This is a genomic window from Chthonomonas sp., assembly GCA_016788115.1.
In the GTDB taxonomy this organism is placed as follows: domain Bacteria; phylum Armatimonadota; class Fimbriimonadia; order Fimbriimonadales; family Fimbriimonadaceae; genus UBA2391.
The window spans coordinates 1-17866 of record JAEURR010000003.1; the positions used below are offsets into that span (position 1 = coordinate 1).

Genomic DNA, 17866 nt, shown 5'->3' on the forward strand with positions numbered 1-17866 from the left:
CCTGTTGCCTGCGGTGAGCTGGTTCTTCAACCCCTGAACCCGCGAGGGATATACTGGGGCCTCGCGGCCTCGTAGCTCAGTGGATAGAGCGCCTCCGTCCTAAGGAGGGCGTCGGGGGTTCGATTCCCTCCGGGGCCGCCACTATTTTGAACCACGACCCGCCCCAGTCAGAGCCGTACTTCAGGCGGTCAACCCGTGAAAACTTCAAAAACGGTCCTACGGGCGCAATACTAGAGGTGAAAGCTCCGACCGTATAGGCATGACAACAACCGAGGCCAGTCAACCTGCCAATCAATAATAGTGTAGCATTACAGGCAGTATGGTAAAACTTTCCTCGCACATGGAGGGCATCGAGCCTTCTGACATTCGCAAATGGACCTCAATCATAGAGAAAGCTCAGGGTATTAACCTGGCACAGGGGAACTGCTTCATTGAGCCCGCTCCTTACTTTGATCGCCTTGCCGATGCCGCCCGCGAAGCAATGGACACAGGAAAGTCAAAGACGTCATACAATACGTACTCTCCGACCGCGGGAGTCCCAGCACTCCGAGAAGCGATAGCAAAGAAGTCTCTAGAGTTCAACCGCGTCATGGTCGATCCTGATCCACTGAGTGGAACCCTGGTTGTCACTGCCGGAGCTACTGGTGCATTGCATTGCACTCTTCACAGCCTCATGGATCCGGGTGACGAAGTGATCCTCTTCGAGCCTTTCTATAACTACCATTTGAAAGCTGTCTTGATGCTCGGGGGAGTTCCCAAGGTCGTTCCGCTACGCCGCCCGGACTGGCACTTTGACCCAGATGAACTTCGCGCCGCAATCACGAGCCGAACAAGGGCCGTAATCGTCAACACACCAAACAACCCAACAGGAAAGATCTTTACAAACGAAGAACTGCTCGCAATTGGGAGAATTTGTCTGGAACATGACATCCCGATGATTTCAGATGAAGTCTATGAGTTCATCACATTTGACGGAAAGGAGCACGTAAGCCCGGCATCCATCGAAGAGATCGCCTCAAATGTCGTAACCATCTCCGCATTCAGTAAAACTCTCGCTATTACAGGTTGGCGCATCGGATATGCGATTGCGCCTCCCGAGATCGCTCGCCGTATCCGAATCGCGAATGAAATGAACTATGTTTGCGCACCAACTCCCTTGCAACACGCGGTTGCTGATTTGACGAATGACTGGCCGCTATTCCTAGAACTCAAGGGTCGGTTTCAATCAAAGCGCGAAATTCTCTGCAATGCACTTTCAGGCATGGGCTTCGTCCCCACTTTCCCTGACGGAGCTTACTATGTACTAACAAACTGCGAATGTCTCGGGCTGCCGAACGCTGTAGCAATCAACGAGCACTTGATCGAGACACATAAAATCGCCGGGGTACCTGGTAGCGCGTTTTTCGCAAACGACCCGAATAGTCAGTACGTAAGATTCTGCTTCGCTGTCACCGACCGCGAACTGGCATCACTGTAATGAAAAACAATGAGTAATTTTCAAGAATCCGTTAGTGAGGCGAATGGAAAGTACTTTCTTGATGACAAGAAGTTCCACATTTTTCTGTCATTCGCTGGCCCCGTAGGAACCCGAGTAGCTCAGGAACTGAAGACCTTGATCAAAGATGATGAGTATGCCGCTTACGTTTACTCGGAAGTTTCTTTTTCGACAGACCGTTCACTTGCCGATACAAACCGCGAAGCGGTCCGGGACGCAGATGTTATCATAGTGCTTCTTGATGATATCGCAGGACAATCTCCAAACGTAGCAACGGAAATTGGGTACGCACGCGCTTATCATATTCCAGTGATTCTCGTTAGGTTTAAAGTAAATGAAAAACTCGAGATGTTCGAGACTCTCGCAACTCAAGGATTTCTGGAAGTGCACAATGATTGTTCCTTGGATCAATGCAAGGCAGAACACCTGGCGCATGTATGGAAGCAGTGCTTAACGGAAATCAATCAACAGTTTGACGGAGATCATTACCGCTTAGTGTTGTCGAGGCTGCATCGTGCCGAGAGCTTACTTATTGAACACTCACTCGATACCCATACTCCAAAGTTTGTAAAACGCGCGTTCTCCCAAGCCATGTTAGACGCGATAGAAAGAGCAAGCGACTTGAAACTCCTCGGTGGCAGCAAAGTAGGGCATCACTTCGTCTCAAAGGTGTCCCATGAAGCTAGTTTCCTACGAGTGGCTTCTGCGTTCTTTTATGAGGCAGAGGCAATCTACGGTATATCTGTAGAATCCGTAAGCAGTTTCTGGACCGATGAAGAGAGCAATCAACTGACCGATGTTTATCTTAAGTTGCACAATGGCAAAGAGGCTGGACGGCTTTTCGTTTTCCAAAGCAAAGATGGACTCAGGCAACACTTAGAGCGCGGCGTTTTTAAAAGGCAACTCGACACTTTTGGACCTGGCGGAAAGGTCTTGTTGACTTCGCTAACAAAATATCGACAAGTTGTGTATGAAGCGTTATTCGACTCCGAAATAATGAGTCAACAACCAGATTTCTTGTTTGCTCTCCCTACGTTTGACATGGCGTTCGTTAAGTATTCTCAGAGCGGGAAAGAGCAGTGGTATTTAGCGATACTAACTCCGAACCGCTTCTATCACATCAAAATCCTGGGACAGAATCAAGGCTCTAATTCGAAGAAATTCGCGGGAGACCTGGCGGTCAAGATCGATCTAGTTAAAGATCTTTTCAGTACGCAGAGCACGCATGAGACAACGGGGAACGTCATAAAATTCTATGAACACGAAACGCACGACAATCTAATCAATAAAGTGTTGCCAAAAAACGTCGACCAGGATGTTCTACATATGGTACGGCTAGTATGGCCCGACGCAGATTCTTTGCTTCCTAAAGCCTTGGATTCCTTACACAAGAAGCTCGATGAACTAGTCAAGACGGGAGGCAATGATGCCCCAAAACGATATTCTCTCTGGCACGGCGCGACGGATCTAAATAAGAAACGCTTTGACCATCATACAGGTGTAAAAATAGAGTCTGAGGAAAGTAGCCCTAGGCACATACTCATTGTATTGGTTTACGATAATATAGAATTTGCGAACAAGGCATACGAATCGGACACATTCTCAGATCTTCGCGACGAGATGATACGAAATTATCTTGCAGACAGCGGATTCCAACTAAGCGGTGTTGATCTTGACGACCATTCAAGCGAAGATACAATTGTAAAGGCACTGATTCAAGCTTACGGTCAGGCAACAATGATCGCGTCGGGGCACCTTAAACGTGAAGATTTATTGTTGTACTCCGAGAGTCGGAGGCGACCCGACTCAGCAATCTTGGACAAGCTTTTGCAACCCCGCCCCTAAAATTGGTGCTCCGCTGCGTCCATATCCAAGACAAATCGATGATGCTCCTGAAGTCCAAGCGTCTCGCCTTCAATTGCCAACTCAACCCATGCTTCCAATTCAGCCGAAGTATTCAAGGATGTTCTTCCAGCTTGGTCCCACTTAGAGGTCAGTCCTTCCCACTTCTTTAGGTATTCGACGTTCCGGACGATGTTTGCTTTTGCTCCCGTGGCATTGAGCCGCATCCTCATCAACCCGCTCCATGCCAAGCCAAACATCGCGATCTTCTTTAGGACCTCCCCTGAATGCTCTTTGAGTCCTGCTATGCTCGTGCTTGTTAAATACGTGCCCGATACCTCCCACAGTTCTGGCTTCCAAGAGCAAATGAGAGCAAGAACTCCGAAGCCTAGTGATCCAAAAAAAATGACTTTGCCGTAAGCGGTACGAACTGCTACCCGTCTTTGAGCTTCTTCGAGTCCGTTATTCAAGTAAGCAATCTGAACAGTAGGGCGGTGTTCGTAATAGAACTGCGCTGCCTGCAAGAATTCGGGAGTTGCACTTAGTCTGCCACGGTTCCGCTCAAGCTCCGACTTCAGTGCATGCAGCCCAACGGCATGGTCAAAAATTTTCGGGTTTGTCCGAAATGCGTCCTTTTCCTGTGAACCGTCAACGAGAGTCACTTTGAGAGCATCCCAGTCCCGATCAAGGTCCGAGACTTCTACGAGCGCGGCCCTACCCAGCATCCAACGAGCGGTCTGTACACCGAGCCAAGCCCGAGTAATCTCGGTGCTGATTCGCACTCTAATCCAATCGTCCTTAAACGGCCGAAGTCGTCGAATGAGAATGTACCCAAGCGAAAGGACACCAATGCCGAGCCAAAGACTGATCAAGAATGAAATTGATAGAATGACAATTGCGGCGTAAAAAAACCAGGACGCATCGCGCTGGTGCTTACGTTTTAGCTCATTTGCCTGACGGTCCCACAAGAAAAATTCTGTCCTGGCAGGTAGCGTCTGCTCCTTCAACTTCTTCAAAGATACGGAGTCGTAAGCAAAGACTGTGGCGGGAGACCAAACATCCCGATTCCATTTTCGCTCTCCTTCGGTCTTTGGCGAGGCCTCCTGCCAATTTTGTTCGGATGCTGCGTTCATCTCGCTTTATACTGACATGAAACGATTGTTCGGTGCAAGTTCGTATTCTATACGAACCGTACAGTCGGGCCGTTCACATATCTTGCGTGTTAATCGGCGGGCCATCATAGGCTCGGATTGAGCTGAGGCACTACCCGAACTTTGCCGCATAGATCGCCTTTCGTTTTGCGTGTCCGTATGCAAGGATTTGAATCGACATCCCGGTTAGGCTCCCAGCGACAACGCTTAGAAGTACAACAACAACCTCGGGTGCGCCGTGTTGAGAATACTCCCAGAAGGTAAGCCCACATCCCAAGCAAATCAGCAACATGCATAGCGCGCTAGCCTTCGTACGTTGCTTTTCGAGAGATCCTATTTGTTCGGATAGGACTCTGGCATTTTCCAGAGCACGATCCGCCTCCGAGAAATGGCCAAGCAGCCGAGCAGGGTCGAGTTCAGATGAACTCGCCGCTAATGCGTTCTGTGCCATTTCATGACCCGTTCTTACTGATTCGGCAACACTTTGACTCTCTTCGCGTGCCCGCTCCTTAAGTCGCTTCAATCGCGAAAAAAGAGATGCCAAGTAAACAACACTTGCCGATGAAACTGCGGTCCCAACGGAAGCGAATGCGTCTCCGACGAACATAACTGGCAAAAGTGAGCCGATTACTAGGATATACAACCCGTAGTTAGACAAAGTTCTTGCGTGCACAACGTCCGTTTGGTAGTTTTTGTTCGTGTGCCAGCAGGGAATATTTAGCCCTCTTAGACAAGCATATGCCTCTAACTCAGCTAAATGGCAATACAGCAATCGGGTTGCAATCGCGTGATAGTTGTACCACAGCAAGAAAACGATAGATAGGATCGGCAGTGTAAGGACCGCGGGAACCACTACGACCAGAGAGGTTTGTTGTGCTTTCGCAAATATACTGGTAATTAGTCCAATACCAGCCAGGCTAACAGTTGCGTACTGAGATCGTGTTGCATGAGCCAACTGAGCACGCGTATTTGCTTCTAGCCAAGCGCTTGAGATCCTTTGCCCCACGGCGGTCAAAGTCTCAGAGTTCGATGCTTCGACCCTTTCATTCGAGTGATCCATCGCTACCGCCGCCGCCTCTGCCGGTGCAGCCTGAGCTTGGGATGAGTCAAATTGTGCCTCTTCGTTTGTCATCTCCTAGTCATTCTAACCAACCCTACAGCAAGTTTGCCCAGAACTCAGTGAAGCGGGTGGTTTAGCTAAACGGGGTCTAAGGGCGACCGTTGTTTGGGTCTAACTCAATCCTCTTTTCGCGAAGTCTGCCAAGCAAATTGTTGGCTAAGCATTGCAAGACCCGCTCCAGTGTTTGGAAAGGGATGGTTCGACGGGACCAACTGGCTCCCTAGATCACACTAGAAATGTGTACGGACCTTGTCCTCATTTACGGAACCAACTGGTCAGTTTAATATGGCGGCCGCAACGGAAGACGCCGGTAGACTCAGATCAAAATTTTTCAACCGTATTTTCTTCAATCCTAAGGAGGGCGTCGGGGGTTCGATTCCATCCGGGGCCGCCAAGGGTACGCTCGGAAGGAAGGAAATGGCCGATCATCCCAAGGAAAAGGACCTTCCGAAGGCGTGGACCACGATAAGAACAACCGCTCGGTTGCACATTCTGCGCGCTCACAAGGCCCCCAAGGCCGTGGTCATCCGGCGCAAGCCCACCAAACTCTTCCACATCATTTCGTGGGGAACCCTGACGGACAGTATCGAGTACGGGTCTTGGTTCAACGGTCGCATTTATGCCGAGCGGTGTGACCTCTCTTGGGATGGTGCGTGGATGGTCTACCTGGCCCTGGGCGGAGGGGGAGAGACGTGGAACGGAATCTGCATGCCGCCACGACTAAAAACCGTCGTAGACGTTCCTAACTTGGGAACGTGGGCCGGCGGTGGATTTTTCTCGGATCCCAAGACGCTTCGGGCTAATGATATGACCAGCTACAATCGCTCGCTCAGCGAGTTCAACGGGTCGGGCAAGGTCCCATTTTCAATTGAAAGAAAGGATTCTGGTGGTGAAGTATTTCCAATTCTATTCTACAGGCTCGAGCGCGACGGGTGGAAGCGCGAGGGACCGTGCGGGAAAGAAGTCCGGATTGCTTTGAAAAAAAGCACCTATTCCACGGTCTGTCTGGACGATCCCGGATGGTCGTGGCAGCCCACTCCTCAACATCCTCGCCTTCGAATGTTCTATCGCGGCTACTTGATCGGAGGCTACACCTTCGAGTTTCAGCTCGAGGGGTCCGACCTTTTGGATCCGGAGGTGGATTGGGCTACCTGGGACTCCAAGGGAGACCTGCTCGTCGCGAGGCGAGGGGCGATCGAACGTTATTCGCTCGCAGCTATCCGTCGGGGTACGCCGGACTTCGTGATGGACTTTGAGCATCTCCAACCTCCCGAGAAGCCGCCGCAATAGACACCCAACGTGCTTGCTCGAGAGGAGGAGGGGCGATCCCTTCCGGGGCCGCCACTCTTTTGAACCTGGATTCATCTTAACTTGACGCCTGATCCCCGAATCACACTCGACACGACGATCATAAAGTCGTACAGATTTGGCGGAGGCGGAGGCTACTTCAAGTTCACCTTCAAGAACGAGATGACTTTCGCAGAGGTTTTGCGCTCCTCCTGCTCCTGTGTTTCAGACTTCTGGGTTTGTCCGGCTCTGGCACCCTCCACACGCCCCCAATAGAAGCCGTGAGGTGACTTGGCGACCGTGAACATCTCTACCCGCTGCCCCTGGTTCTTCATCCGCGTGCAAAGAGGTTCGACAAGAACGTGCGGCACACTTTCGTCGGCGTGACTGGTGAGTAACAAGAGGGGGACTCGAATTTTGGATGACTGTTCCAATGCCGAGTGTTCGCGTAGGAAAGCTTGGGCCTTGTCCTCAGTACCTTCTCGCCTCAATATTTGCTTGTAGAGTGCTTTCCCCTGTTCGGCCAGGCTACTTCGCACATCGGGAGAAATGAGGGAGAACGGAGGCTTCAAGACATCGCCTTTCATATAGGTGACGGGATCGACCATCCACGGCGATCCTGCGGAGACACATCGGACTTCCTTGCCCATCCTGATTGCTGCTTGGAGCACCTTGTATCCGCCTTGACTTCCGCCGACCAACGCGACCCGGCTCCTGTCTACGTTGGGGAGGCCCATGCCAAACCGGATTCCCGCGATCACGTCTTCATCGCCGAGGTTCATAATGCCGTTTCGGTAGCTCACGGCGAGGATTGCCCACGGCTCTTTGTTGAAGTCGTTCACGATTGATGAAACGCGATTCGGCGCCGCCATCGTCCGCAGGTAACCGTAGGACTTCTCCGTGTTGCCCCCGTGAACGGTCACGATGAGCGGGAAGGGCCCTGCGCCCTTGGGAATCGAAAGGACGGCCTTCGTCTCTCGACCATCGATAGACTTGTAAACAAGTTCGGAAATGTCGCGTTCTATGGGACCCGAATGCAGCGAGACCAGGCACATCGCGATGAGTAGATTGCTCATGCCTTCGAAGACGGCTTTTTCCGATCAATGTTCGTTGCGACAAATTCCAGTTTCATAATGGGTCTCTCATTAGGTCTCTCTTAGCCCCTGGATTTTGGGAGACCTCCCGAGACCACTGTAGACTCAAATCAGAGGTTTTTCAACGTATTGTTCTTCAGTCCTAAGGAGGGCGTCGGGGGTTCGATTCCCCCCGAGGTTGCGTGACCCCTTGTGCCCCGCGCACCAACGAGCGCATCTAGCGGAACCAGAGCTCGCAAACGCTCACGACCGGCAGGCCCCGGTGCGAAGAGTGCCTCACAGAGTGCCAAGTGCGTTCACTTCGATGTCCAACACTCTGTGGTTCTTGTCTGACTGCGGCACAAGTTACGTCGGAGAAGTCCGTTCTGCGGCCTGACCGGCCTCTCCCATGTAGTCGGTTCCGTCGTAATCTAGCCAGTCGAGTAGAGCTTTTTTGCTACTCTTGGCTAGGCAGATGGACGTGTCTGCAGCTCCGTAGTAAATGAAGAGCGTGTCTCCATCGTCTCCAACCGTCACACCGGACGGGAAGACGACATTGGGCACATCCCCGACGGTTTCATAGGATTCCTCTGGTCCAAAGACCCAGGATTGGCTACGTCTCACGCAGATCGCCGGATTTTCGAGGTCAAACAGTGCCAGTCCGATGCGGTAGAGCGACCCAGACGCCGTGGTCCGAACGCCATGGTAAATCACGAGCCAACCCTGATCAGTTTCAACCGGAGGTGGACCGAGCCCGACTTTGTTTGCGTCCCACCACGCCCCGCGTCGGGCAGGGAGCAAGACGTCGTGTCCACCCCAGTTTCGCAAGTCTGGCGATGCAGAGAGCCACAAGTGGGCACCCAACGAAGTGGATGGGCGATGGATCAGAAGAAACTCTCCGCCAAAGCGCCTCGGAAACACGGCTGCATCTTTATCGTCAGCCTGCATCACCAGCCCGAGCCGCTCATAGGTCTCAAAGTCCTTTGTCGTGGCAAGACACACCCCCGGTCCCGTTTTTCCAAAGGCCGTGTAGGCGATCAGATACTCATCCATCTCCGGGACGTACGTAATGCGGGGATCTTCGATGCCCCAAAGCTCCTCGGGATGCTGATCTGGGTCCGATTCAAATGACGGTGCGGGTGCCACGGTCCACTGATCTACTCCGTTCGGCGATCTCGCGACATTGAGGTGGGAGATACCCCGCCGGTCTTCAACCCTGCATAGGAGCAGGGTGCTTCCATCGGCAAGTCGGGTGGCCCCGGGATTGAAGACGCTATGCGCCGGGTATGGCCAGTCGGCTGCGGTCAGGATAGGGTTGCTGCTGGACCGAACAAATAGGTTGGGATAGTGTTGGTGTTTGATAAGGTCTCTCCTGAGAATCGTTGGTTGTCGCGATCTTCGCTTGCTGTTCGAAGTTCGGTGAAGGCCGTCAAGTAGGACAAGGTGGACTCTGCGCCCTGGTTTCGGTTGACGCCGTCTCGCTGCAGCCCGTCAAAACAGCCCCCGTATTCCGGGTTCACCAGGGTCAGGCCGAGAACGTTCCGCCCCAGGAACCACTCAAAGCAGCGGGTTGCATCAGCAAGGAACTGAGGTTGTCCAGACACTCGATAGGCGGTGAGGCAAGCGGACACTGTGCTGGCCGCTTCGATGGGCTGCTGATCAAACTGAACGCTACCGAACTCCGATGGCCCCGCACCAGCGGACCCGACTGGAGCGAAATCGCCATTCTCAGTTGTTTGCCGAGCAAGCAACCATTTCAGCGATGCAAGCCCGTCGTTCAGCAACTCTTCACGGTCTAAGACATAGCCAGCCTGGATCATTGCCTGCGGGATACGAGCATTTGCGTAGGCCAAACGCGGCTCAATCCACATCCAATCACGGTGTGCGATTTGTTTAAACAAATTGTGCAAACGACCCGCCATGGACTCCAGCAAAGATCGGGCTGACTTTTCGTTTGGTTGTCCCTCTAAGAGGGCGGCCGCTCCAAGGATGAGGTAGGCCCACGTCCGAGGGCTGCGTGAATCCTGTAGCGGTTTGACGGCAGACTGAAAGAGCTTCGAAGCAAAGACAGCGCGCTCAGGGCAACGACTTCGCTTGGCTGTCTCTCCGAGCACCCACATTGTCCGCCCTTGGGAATCTTCTGATCCAGCTTCCTCAAGCCACTCACGTTGAAAGTTCATGAAGTTCCGGAACCTCCCAGTTCTCTCGTTCAAGGCATCGGCGACGAACGAGAGGAATCGCGACTGCATCTTGGCTAACTTCGCGTTGGAGCTGTCCCGAGTCTCGAGGAGCAGAGTGAAAAGGAGAGCACGCGAGTTATCGTCGACGCAATAGCCTTCTTGGCGATTCGCGATGGTAAAAGTGGCATGCTGGAGGATCCCGGTATCGTCCGTCAGCGTCTCGAAGTGGGACAAGCTGGGCTCGGTGTGCAAGTATCGTTCCTCAGGAATGGAAGGAGAGACGACAAACTTGGGTGTAAACTCCTGAGTGGCTCGGTTCAACGATTCGACATAGAGCTTTCCCACTAGATCCCAGTACATTCGAGATCCATACTCTCGGGCCCGGAAGCTCATTTCAAATTGGTCCGCATCGTGCGAGCAACTCGTCAACACGGCGTCGGCGATCGCACCGGGGTTTCGGAACGGCACGATGACGCCTCTGCCTTCTGCTAACACCTCTTTGGCGTACTCGTAAGGAGTCGAAATCACCACTTTTCCAGCACCCATCGAATAGGCAAGCGTCCCCGAAGTGATTTGCATTGGATTGTGGTAGGGCGTGATATAGAAATCGGTCGCCGATAGATACTCAACCAGCCGCTCGATCGAAACGAACTCGTCGACAAACTCGACGTGGTTCGACACTTCGAGTTCATTCGCGAGCTCAACAAGGCCTTGACGATACTTTTCACCCATGGTCGCCTTGATATGGGGATGAGTCGCTCCTACAACTAGATACTTGGTGTCCGGATGTTCGGAAGACAATCGCGGGAGAGCGCGAATCACGTCTTCAATCCCCTTGTCTGGAGACAACAGGCCAAACGTCAAAAGAATCGGGCCTTTACCGCCGAGCTTGGCTCTTAGTGCCCGTCCCGCAGTCGGTGAGATTTTCGGGATTCCGTGGGGTATGTAGTCTACTTTCTTCAGGTCGATACCGTGAACCTCCGATAGCAAATCGCGGGCAGTATGGCTCATGACGACAAGCCGGTCCGAAAGCTCAATAATCTCGTCGAGGACCGCCCTTTGGTCATCAGTTGGGTGTCGCAGGATTGTGTGGAGCGTGGTGACAACAGGTATGTCCACTTTCTTCAGTAAGTCGAGAAGATAGGCGCCGCATTGGCCACCAAAAATGCCGTACTCGTGTTGGATAGACAACACATCAAAGTGTGAATGGTTAAGAGTTTCGGCGGCTAGGGAGTAAGCTCTGCGGTCTGCGACTGGGATGTGGGCAACCACTCCTGGCGGATAATCGTATGCCTCATCCGACATCGCCATCACGTCGACTTGTACTTTCGGAGCCGCTTGCCTGATCGCAGCCGCAAGGTCTGTTGTGAAGGTGGCGATGCCACATCGTCTTGGCTCGTGGGTCCCGAGGATGGCCACACGGGCAAAATGATTGAGAGGAATTGGGGGGTCCATACTGCAGGGTACTCGGATCTGTCCCCTCGTGTTACAAGATGCTCCAAGTTAAACATTTGTTTGGAGAACGGTAAGTTCTCCCAGTGGGTCATCCAAAAACTCCCACCAAGTGGCCTCTTTGCAAGCGTACTTTCACGAGCTGACAAACTGGCCACTGCCCTCCTCCCCCACCTCCGATCGGATGGTCTCGCATAGTTCTTTGGCGGTCAAATCAACGGGTCTCGGCATGGAGAGGCGAGCTCTTGCCTCTCCTCTGCAGCGGGAGACAGCCTGGCTGACGGTGTCTCGAAACGTCGATTCGTGAATCAGCGCCCGGTGCTTTGGCAGTGGGGACCCCGGCATTTCAGACCGTCCGGGCACGTCGCGTCACGACCGGTGCGTCGACGGCATCTCACCCGTGGATTTCTTCCGAGTCGAACTCGGGGCGGTTTAGGCCTCCTCCCGGCTGTTCCTGTCTTGATCGGGCTCAGGCGACGTTGCTTGAGCCTCTGTCTCAATTGATCGTCCGCGTGCTCGATTGGAGCTCCCCTAGGCTCTTGGCGGAGTCGCACGGTACCGAGTAAGCACCAACAACGACCGTTGGCACACGAAGTAAGGTGTCCTTTGACAGATTTCCAATAGAAGTAAACAAGAAGAAGATCATGAATCCGGTGGCGAAGCGTTGCATAGAAAGTTCAATAAGCAATCTCGCGTGTTCATCCACACGGTTTACCGAATGGTTACCATGGTACGCGTACCAGTGTTTTCTATCCAACGCGGGGTCATCGCTAATGAACCTCCCATTACAAGGCACATAATACTGAGCCCTCATGGAGATTTGGTCAAGCTCAAGATCGCACTTGTGAACCAAGTTTGCACAATAGCGTTCCTGTAGATTCACAAGCCCCGAGCCCATCAGAACGAGCCCCAAACGTCGCTGTACCCATCGATCGTTAAACCATACGGGCTACCACTCTTCACCAACGTCGCCACTGTGTTTCCGTGGCCATCGAAGAGGTAGTTGATCATTTCGCCATTAATCTGCGGGTGAGGTCTTAGAACCGCGACTTCGGTTGGCGACCTTGTTGGGCCGCACACCATTCATTTTCCCTCCAGGTCGTTGCCCATTGTCGGTTGGGCGTTCATGCACTATGCCGCGCAACACGCCTGCCACTTCCTAAGGCGTGCAGCTCGTCATGCACGAGGGAGAACAACTGATCCTGAGCAGGTTTCGTGGCCTCCCCACCAACTCAGCTACAATGAGCCAGGGCCCCGAGCCCGCGACCCCACCATGCGCATTGCCATTTACGAAAACAACTTGCTCTGGAGCGTGCGCCTCGCGAACGGGGTGACCGCGCTCGGCCACGAGCCGGAGGTGCTTACGACCGCGACCGCTCCTTCGTCCGAAGTGCAGCTCGCGATCCTCAACCTCGGCGTCGAGTCCTTCCGCGACCCAGGCTTCATCCAGGCGCTCCACGACGCCCACATCGTAACCGTTGGACACGCGGGGCACAAGGAGTCGGACATTCTGCGCGCGGGCCGCGAAGCGCAGTGCGATCACGTCGTCTCGAACTCCACCCTCACCCACAAGCTCGCCGACATTTTGGCACTCCGCAAACTACCAGTCTCAGCCGATTCCTAGCACGATTGCGGTTGCGCGCCAGGGGGCGCGGTTTCATACTGAAGTCGTTCATTCGAAGAGAAATCTTCGTTCAATAGCTATCATGCGTTGGGGTGCTCACGGGCACCCTGCTTTGTTTATAGCACTCTCCGTGAGCTACCATAGGAGGCATGAACAAAGTCGTTTCGACAGCCTCAGAAGCGCTCGCTGGCCACCTGTTCGACGGCATGACGATCATGGCTGGCGGTTTCGGCCTCTGTGGCATTCCCGAGCATCTCATCCTCGCTTTGCGCGAGAGCGGCGTGAAGGATATCACCGTCATCAGCAACAACTGCGGCATCGATGAGTTCGGCCTGGGAATCCTGCTCCAAACCCGCCAAATCCGCAAGATGGTCAGCAGCTACGTGGGCGAAAACGCCGAGTTCGAGCGGCAGTACCTCAGCGGCGAGCTCGAACTGGAGTTCAATCCCCAGGGCACCCTCGCCGAGCGGGTCCGAGCGGGTGGCGCGGGCATCCCCGCTTTCTACACGCGTACGGGCTATGGCACGCTCGTCGCCGAGGGCAAGGAGACGCGCGAATTCAACGGTCATTGGTACGTCATGGAGACCGGTCTGGTCGCCGACCTCAGCATTGTCAAGGCTTGGAAGGGAGACCAAGCGGGCAACCTGATCTATCGCCGAACTGCGCGCAACTTCAACCCGATGATGGCGACCGCGGGCAAAGTCTGCATCGCCGAGGTCGAAGAGCTCGTCGAGACCGGCGCGCTCAATCCCGACCAAATCCACACCCCAGGGATCTACGTGAACAAGGTTCTGCAAGGAGTCCATTTCGAGAAGCGCATCGAGCGGGTCACGACGCGTCCGCGCTCGGCGAGCTAAACTCAAAGGAACTCACCGAGTCGGAGGAAACACAACAATGGCGGCAACAACGATGGGATTCGATCAAATTGTGAAGGTGCTGGGCGACCAGGCCTCGTACTATCTCGACCACAAGTCCAAGACCGTAGACAAGTCGAGCTTGCACCTGCCCGGTCCAGACTTCATCGACCGAGTATTCGTCAACTCGGATCGTAACAACCAGGCACTGCGCAGCCTGCAGATGATGGCGAATCACGGTCGACTGGGCGGCACGGGTTACCTCAGCATCTTGCCCGTAGACCAGGGGATCGAGCACTCCGCCGGAGCCAGCTTCGCCAAGAACCCGATGTATTTCGACCCGGAGAACATCATCCGGCTCGCGATCGAAGGCGGATGCAATGCGGTTTGTTCGACACTTGGTGTGCTCGGCGTGTGCAGCCGCAAGTACGCGCACAAGATTCCGTTCATGGTCAAGCTCAACCACAACGAGCTGTTGACGTACCCGAACAAGGCGGACCAGATCTTCTTCGGCCAGGTGGAGCAGGCTTGGAACATGGGTGCGGTGGCGATCGGCGCAACCATCTACTTCGGATCGGAAAACTCCGGCCGCCAGATCATCGAGGTGAGCGAGGCGTTTGCGCGCGCCCACGAGCTGGGTATGGCCACCGTCCTGTGGTGCTACCTCCGCAACGATGCCTTTAAGCAGGACAAGGACTTCCACCTCTCCGCCGACCTCACCGGCCAGGCCAACCACTTGGGTGTGACCATCCAAGCCGACATCATCAAGCAGAAGCTGCCTGAGAACAACGGCGGATTCAAGGCCCTCAATACGGGCGGGAGCAGCTACGGCAAGCTCGATGAGCGAATCTACTCGGAACTGACTTCCGACCACCCCATCGACCTCTGTCGTTACCAAGTCGCCAACTGCTACATGGGTCGCGCGGGGCTCATCAACTCGGGTGGCGCGAGCGGAGCGAACGACGTGCAGGACGCAATCATGACCGCCGTCGTGAACAAGCGTGCAGGCGGAAGCGGACTGATCTCGGGCCGCAAGGCGTTCCAGAAGCCGTTCGAAGTCGGCGTCGAACTTCTCCAGGCGATCCAAGACGTCTACCTTTGCGAGAAGATCACCGTCGCCTAACCCTGTCGTCAGGCGTTCGAAAGGCAGGAACCACAAACTCCTGCCTTTCGTTAGTTCCGTTGTATCCTAGGTATTGGAATATATCCATGAAGACGCTCCCATTGATCGGTATTTGCTTGCTCGGCCTCGTCACACTCGCCCAGGCCCAGCCTGATCCCAGCGAACGCGGCCTCCGACGCCAGGACGCCGAAGGCACGCGCAAGCCGGTGTTGCGGTTCGTCGTGCCGACCCCTCGATTCCAACTGGCACTCCGCAGCGATGCTCGTACCGACCTCGGCATGTCCGATGACCAGGCTCGTAGCGTCGTCACCGCGACCATGAAGGTTCGAAAGGAAGACTGGATGCGATCCGGCGATCCCGAAGGGGCATACCGACGATGGCAACTGAACATGGATGACGCCATGATGCGCGAGTTGCGACCCGATCAGCGCAAGCGCATGGACCAGATCTTTATGCAGGTCAACGGCTACATCGCCCTGACCGAGTTCGAAATCGCCAAAGCGGTTGGGCTCGATGATGGCCAACGCGCTTCGATCAAGGCGATGATGAACGCCGCCAACAGGAAGCTGCGCGAGGACTACCAGGCTGCGCTCAAATCGCCTGACGGTGGGACCAACCCCAGCGACCCGATCAACATGGCCCGCGAGATTTCGACCAAGATCGGAGAAATGCTGTCCGAAGGGCAGAAGGCCGCGTTCAAGGATCTCGGCGGCCCAGAATTCAAGCAAACCAGCCGCGGGGTACCCGGATCCCGACGGGACGAATAGCCAGCGTTTGGCACCGAAAAGTGCCAGAATTGACCCATGGCCCGTTTGATCGTTCCCGAGGCGGAAGCACTCCTCGACGTAGAAATTCCGGTTCTGGATAAGGGGTTCGTCCGTATGGTCGACTACCTCGGGGGCGACCAACGCATCGTGCAAGCCGCACGCGTGAGCTACGGCGCGGGGACCAAGACGGTCAGACAAGATCGCGGCCTCATCCACTACCTCCTCAAGAACGAGCACACCTCGCCGTTCGAGCAGGTGGTCCTCACCTTCCACGCTAAAATGCCCATCTTCGTGGCGCGGCAATGGGTGCGCCATCGCACCGCCCGGCTCAACGAGATTTCGGGGCGATACAGCGTGATGCGCGATGAATTCTACGTCCCCGAACCCGGACTGATGCGGGGCCAGAGTTCGGACAACAAGCAAGCCCGGAGCGACGAATCGCTGCCTGCGGACACCGTTTCGGCGATGCTGGACGAGATGCGCGCCGATCAGGCCCTCATCTACCGACACTACGAAGGAATGATCGAGTCGGGATTGGCCCGCGAAATCGCCCGCGCAAACCTCCCGCTCAGCCTCTACACCGAGTGGTACTGGCAGATCGATCTGCACAACCTGCTCCGGTTTCTCGCCCTCCGTCTCGACTCGCACGCTCAGTACGAAATCCGGGTCTACGCTGAAGCGCTCGCGCAATGCGCAAAGGCGGTCGCGCCGCTGGCGTACGAAGCGTTTGAGGAGCACATCCTCGGCAGCGTGCGGTTCTCACGAGCAGAGTGCGAAGCGCTTTCTCAAATGCTCACCGGCGGTGCGCATTCGCTCGAAGGTCGCGCACTGGACGCCTTCGAGACAAAGCTCAGCAAGCTGCGGGCAGCCGTGCCGACCGAACAGCCCGACGAGCCCGAGCCAGTCCAAGCCTAATGCGGATTCTCGGCATTGATCCCGGCCTGGAGCGCATGGGGTTCGGAATCATCGATCGCGAGGGCTCGCGACTCATTCCCGTCGAATACGGTCTCATCAAGACGCCCACGATCTCGCTGCCTGACCGACTCCTGCTCATTGAGCAACAACTCACGGACCTGTGCGCTCGGCTGAAACCGGACATGATTGCCACCGAGCGGCTGTTCTTCACGAACAACAAGACCACGGCTCTGGACGTCAGTAAGGCGCTCGGGGTTGCACTCCTAGTCACCGCCCAACTCGGCATTGAGTGGACCGAGTACACGCCGCCGGAGATCAAGCTCTCGGTCGTCGGCAACGGGGCCGCCGAGAAATTGCAGGTTCAGTTCATGGTCACCAAGCTCCTGGGCCTAACCGAGAAGCCGAAACCGGACGACGTCGCCGACGCACTGGCCATCGCCATCACCCACGCTCTGCGGATCCGCGCGGCCGTACGCTAGTCCAGCTCGAGCCGGTACTCGATCATCGCGTTATCCTGTTCCCAGCCGCAATCTTCGTACAGCGACTGCGCGATCATGTTGTCGCTTGCAGTCTGCAGGATCATCCGCGCCGCACCGGTCTGCCTCCCAAACTCTGCAGCGGCGACCATGAGCGTTCGCCCCACCCCGCGTTCCCGGGCTTCGGGCGCAACAAACACGTCGTTCAGAATCCAGATCCGACGCATCCCGACCGACGTCCAGCTCGGAAAGAGGTGCGCGAATCCGACGGGGACGTCGCCCGCGAGCGCGATCAGCACCATCGTATCGAGGTTCGCCAGCCGTTCGGAAAGAAACTCGCGCCCGCCCGCGAGGTCACTGGGCTGACCATAAAACTGTCGATACCCATCGAACAGCCTGGCCAATGCTTCCAGGTCATTCCCGGTCGCTATCCGAACACTCACGTCACTCATTGGGTGGGAGACTACCGAACGGGCGAAACAAATGGTCACCTGAAAATCCTCCGGC

Annotated in this window: 15 protein-coding genes and 1 tRNA gene; 10 read left to right on the forward strand and 6 right to left on the reverse strand. The window is 55.1% G+C overall.

Annotation, left to right across the window (positions count from 1 at the left end):
* The first annotated feature begins 65 nt into the window (after nucleotides 1-65).
* The 3 genes from JNM85_00215 to JNM85_00225 all read left to right on the forward strand — a co-directional run bounded on the left by JNM85_00215 (nucleotide 66) and on the right by JNM85_00225 (nucleotide 3340).
* A tRNA-Arg gene (locus JNM85_00215) sits at nucleotides 66-141 on the forward strand.
* 199 nt (nucleotides 142-340) lie between these two features.
* The gene (locus JNM85_00220) at nucleotides 341-1477 is read left to right on the forward strand and encodes a pyridoxal phosphate-dependent aminotransferase (protein ID MBL8086478.1); all 1137 of its coding nucleotides are present in this window, start codon (nucleotides 341-343) and stop codon (nucleotides 1475-1477) included.
* A gap of 9 nt (nucleotides 1478-1486) precedes the next feature.
* Complete coding sequence (locus JNM85_00225) at nucleotides 1487-3340, forward strand: TIR domain-containing protein (protein ID MBL8086479.1); 1854 nt, start codon at nucleotides 1487-1489, stop codon at nucleotides 3338-3340.
* On the opposite strand, the gene JNM85_00230 is transcribed toward JNM85_00225, so the two are convergent.
* Both JNM85_00230 and JNM85_00235 read right to left on the reverse strand, forming a co-directional pair.
* Nucleotides 3337-4470 carry a hypothetical protein gene (locus tag JNM85_00230; GenBank protein MBL8086480.1) on the reverse strand — a complete coding sequence of 378 codons (1134 nt, stop codon included), beginning with the start codon at nucleotides 4468-4470 and terminating at the stop codon, nucleotides 3337-3339. The genes JNM85_00225 and JNM85_00230 overlap by 4 nt on opposite strands.
* A 130-nt stretch (nucleotides 4471-4600) precedes the next feature.
* Nucleotides 4601-5620, reverse strand: coding sequence for a hypothetical protein (locus JNM85_00235; protein ID MBL8086481.1), 1020 nt, complete (start codon nucleotides 5618-5620; stop codon nucleotides 4601-4603).
* A gap of 405 nt (nucleotides 5621-6025) precedes the next feature.
* Between JNM85_00235 and JNM85_00240 the strand changes: the two genes are divergently transcribed.
* Nucleotides 6026-6898 (forward strand): hypothetical protein, encoded by an 873-nt coding sequence (locus tag JNM85_00240; GenBank protein MBL8086482.1) that lies wholly within the window; start codon nucleotides 6026-6028, stop codon nucleotides 6896-6898.
* Between the two features lie 152 nt (nucleotides 6899-7050).
* Here the strand turns inward: JNM85_00240 and JNM85_00245 are convergent, their stop codons facing one another.
* The 3 genes from JNM85_00245 to JNM85_00255 form a co-directional block, all read right to left on the reverse strand.
* Nucleotides 7051-7971 (reverse strand): prolyl oligopeptidase family serine peptidase, encoded by a 921-nt coding sequence (locus JNM85_00245; GenBank protein MBL8086483.1) that lies wholly within the window; start codon nucleotides 7969-7971, stop codon nucleotides 7051-7053.
* A 363-nt stretch (nucleotides 7972-8334) separates the two neighbouring features.
* A complete protein-coding gene (locus JNM85_00250; protein MBL8086484.1) occupies nucleotides 8335-9348 on the reverse strand; it encodes a hypothetical protein in 1014 nt (337 codons plus the stop codon).
* Nucleotides 9273-11603 carry a glycosyltransferase family 4 protein gene (locus JNM85_00255; protein ID MBL8086485.1) on the reverse strand — a complete coding sequence of 777 codons (2331 nt, stop codon included), beginning with the start codon at nucleotides 11601-11603 and terminating at the stop codon, nucleotides 9273-9275. The genes JNM85_00250 and JNM85_00255 overlap by 76 nt, the downstream gene beginning before the upstream one ends.
* 1270 nt (nucleotides 11604-12873) lie before the next feature.
* Between JNM85_00255 and JNM85_00260 the strand changes: the two genes are divergently transcribed.
* From JNM85_00260 to ruvC, 6 genes are all read left to right on the forward strand, one after another.
* Nucleotides 12874-13224 (forward strand): hypothetical protein, encoded by a 351-nt coding sequence (locus JNM85_00260; protein ID MBL8086486.1) that lies wholly within the window; start codon nucleotides 12874-12876, stop codon nucleotides 13222-13224.
* A gap of 149 nt (nucleotides 13225-13373) precedes the next feature.
* Nucleotides 13374-14081 carry a CoA transferase subunit A gene (locus JNM85_00265; GenBank protein MBL8086487.1) on the forward strand — a complete coding sequence of 236 codons (708 nt, stop codon included), beginning with the start codon at nucleotides 13374-13376 and terminating at the stop codon, nucleotides 14079-14081.
* 37 nt (nucleotides 14082-14118) lie between these two features.
* On the forward strand, nucleotides 14119-15201 hold the full coding sequence (locus JNM85_00270; protein ID MBL8086488.1) for a class I fructose-bisphosphate aldolase: 1083 nt from the start codon (nucleotides 14119-14121) through the stop codon (nucleotides 15199-15201).
* Between the two features lie 86 nt (nucleotides 15202-15287).
* Complete coding sequence (locus JNM85_00275; GenBank protein MBL8086489.1) at nucleotides 15288-15968, forward strand: hypothetical protein; 681 nt, start codon at nucleotides 15288-15290, stop codon at nucleotides 15966-15968.
* A 36-nt stretch (nucleotides 15969-16004) separates the two neighbouring features.
* Nucleotides 16005-16883: an FAD-dependent thymidylate synthase gene (locus JNM85_00280; protein MBL8086490.1), complete on the forward strand. Its 879-nt coding sequence runs from the start codon at nucleotides 16005-16007 to the stop codon at nucleotides 16881-16883.
* Nucleotides 16883-17362, forward strand: coding sequence for a crossover junction endodeoxyribonuclease RuvC (gene ruvC / locus JNM85_00285; protein ID MBL8086491.1), 480 nt, complete (start codon nucleotides 16883-16885; stop codon nucleotides 17360-17362). The genes JNM85_00280 and ruvC overlap by 1 nt, the downstream gene beginning before the upstream one ends.
* Here ruvC and JNM85_00290 read toward each other — a convergent pair.
* Nucleotides 17359-17811: a GNAT family N-acetyltransferase gene (locus tag JNM85_00290; GenBank protein MBL8086492.1), complete on the reverse strand. Its 453-nt coding sequence runs from the start codon at nucleotides 17809-17811 to the stop codon at nucleotides 17359-17361. The genes ruvC and JNM85_00290 overlap by 4 nt on opposite strands.
* Between the last annotated feature and the right edge of the window lie 55 nt (nucleotides 17812-17866).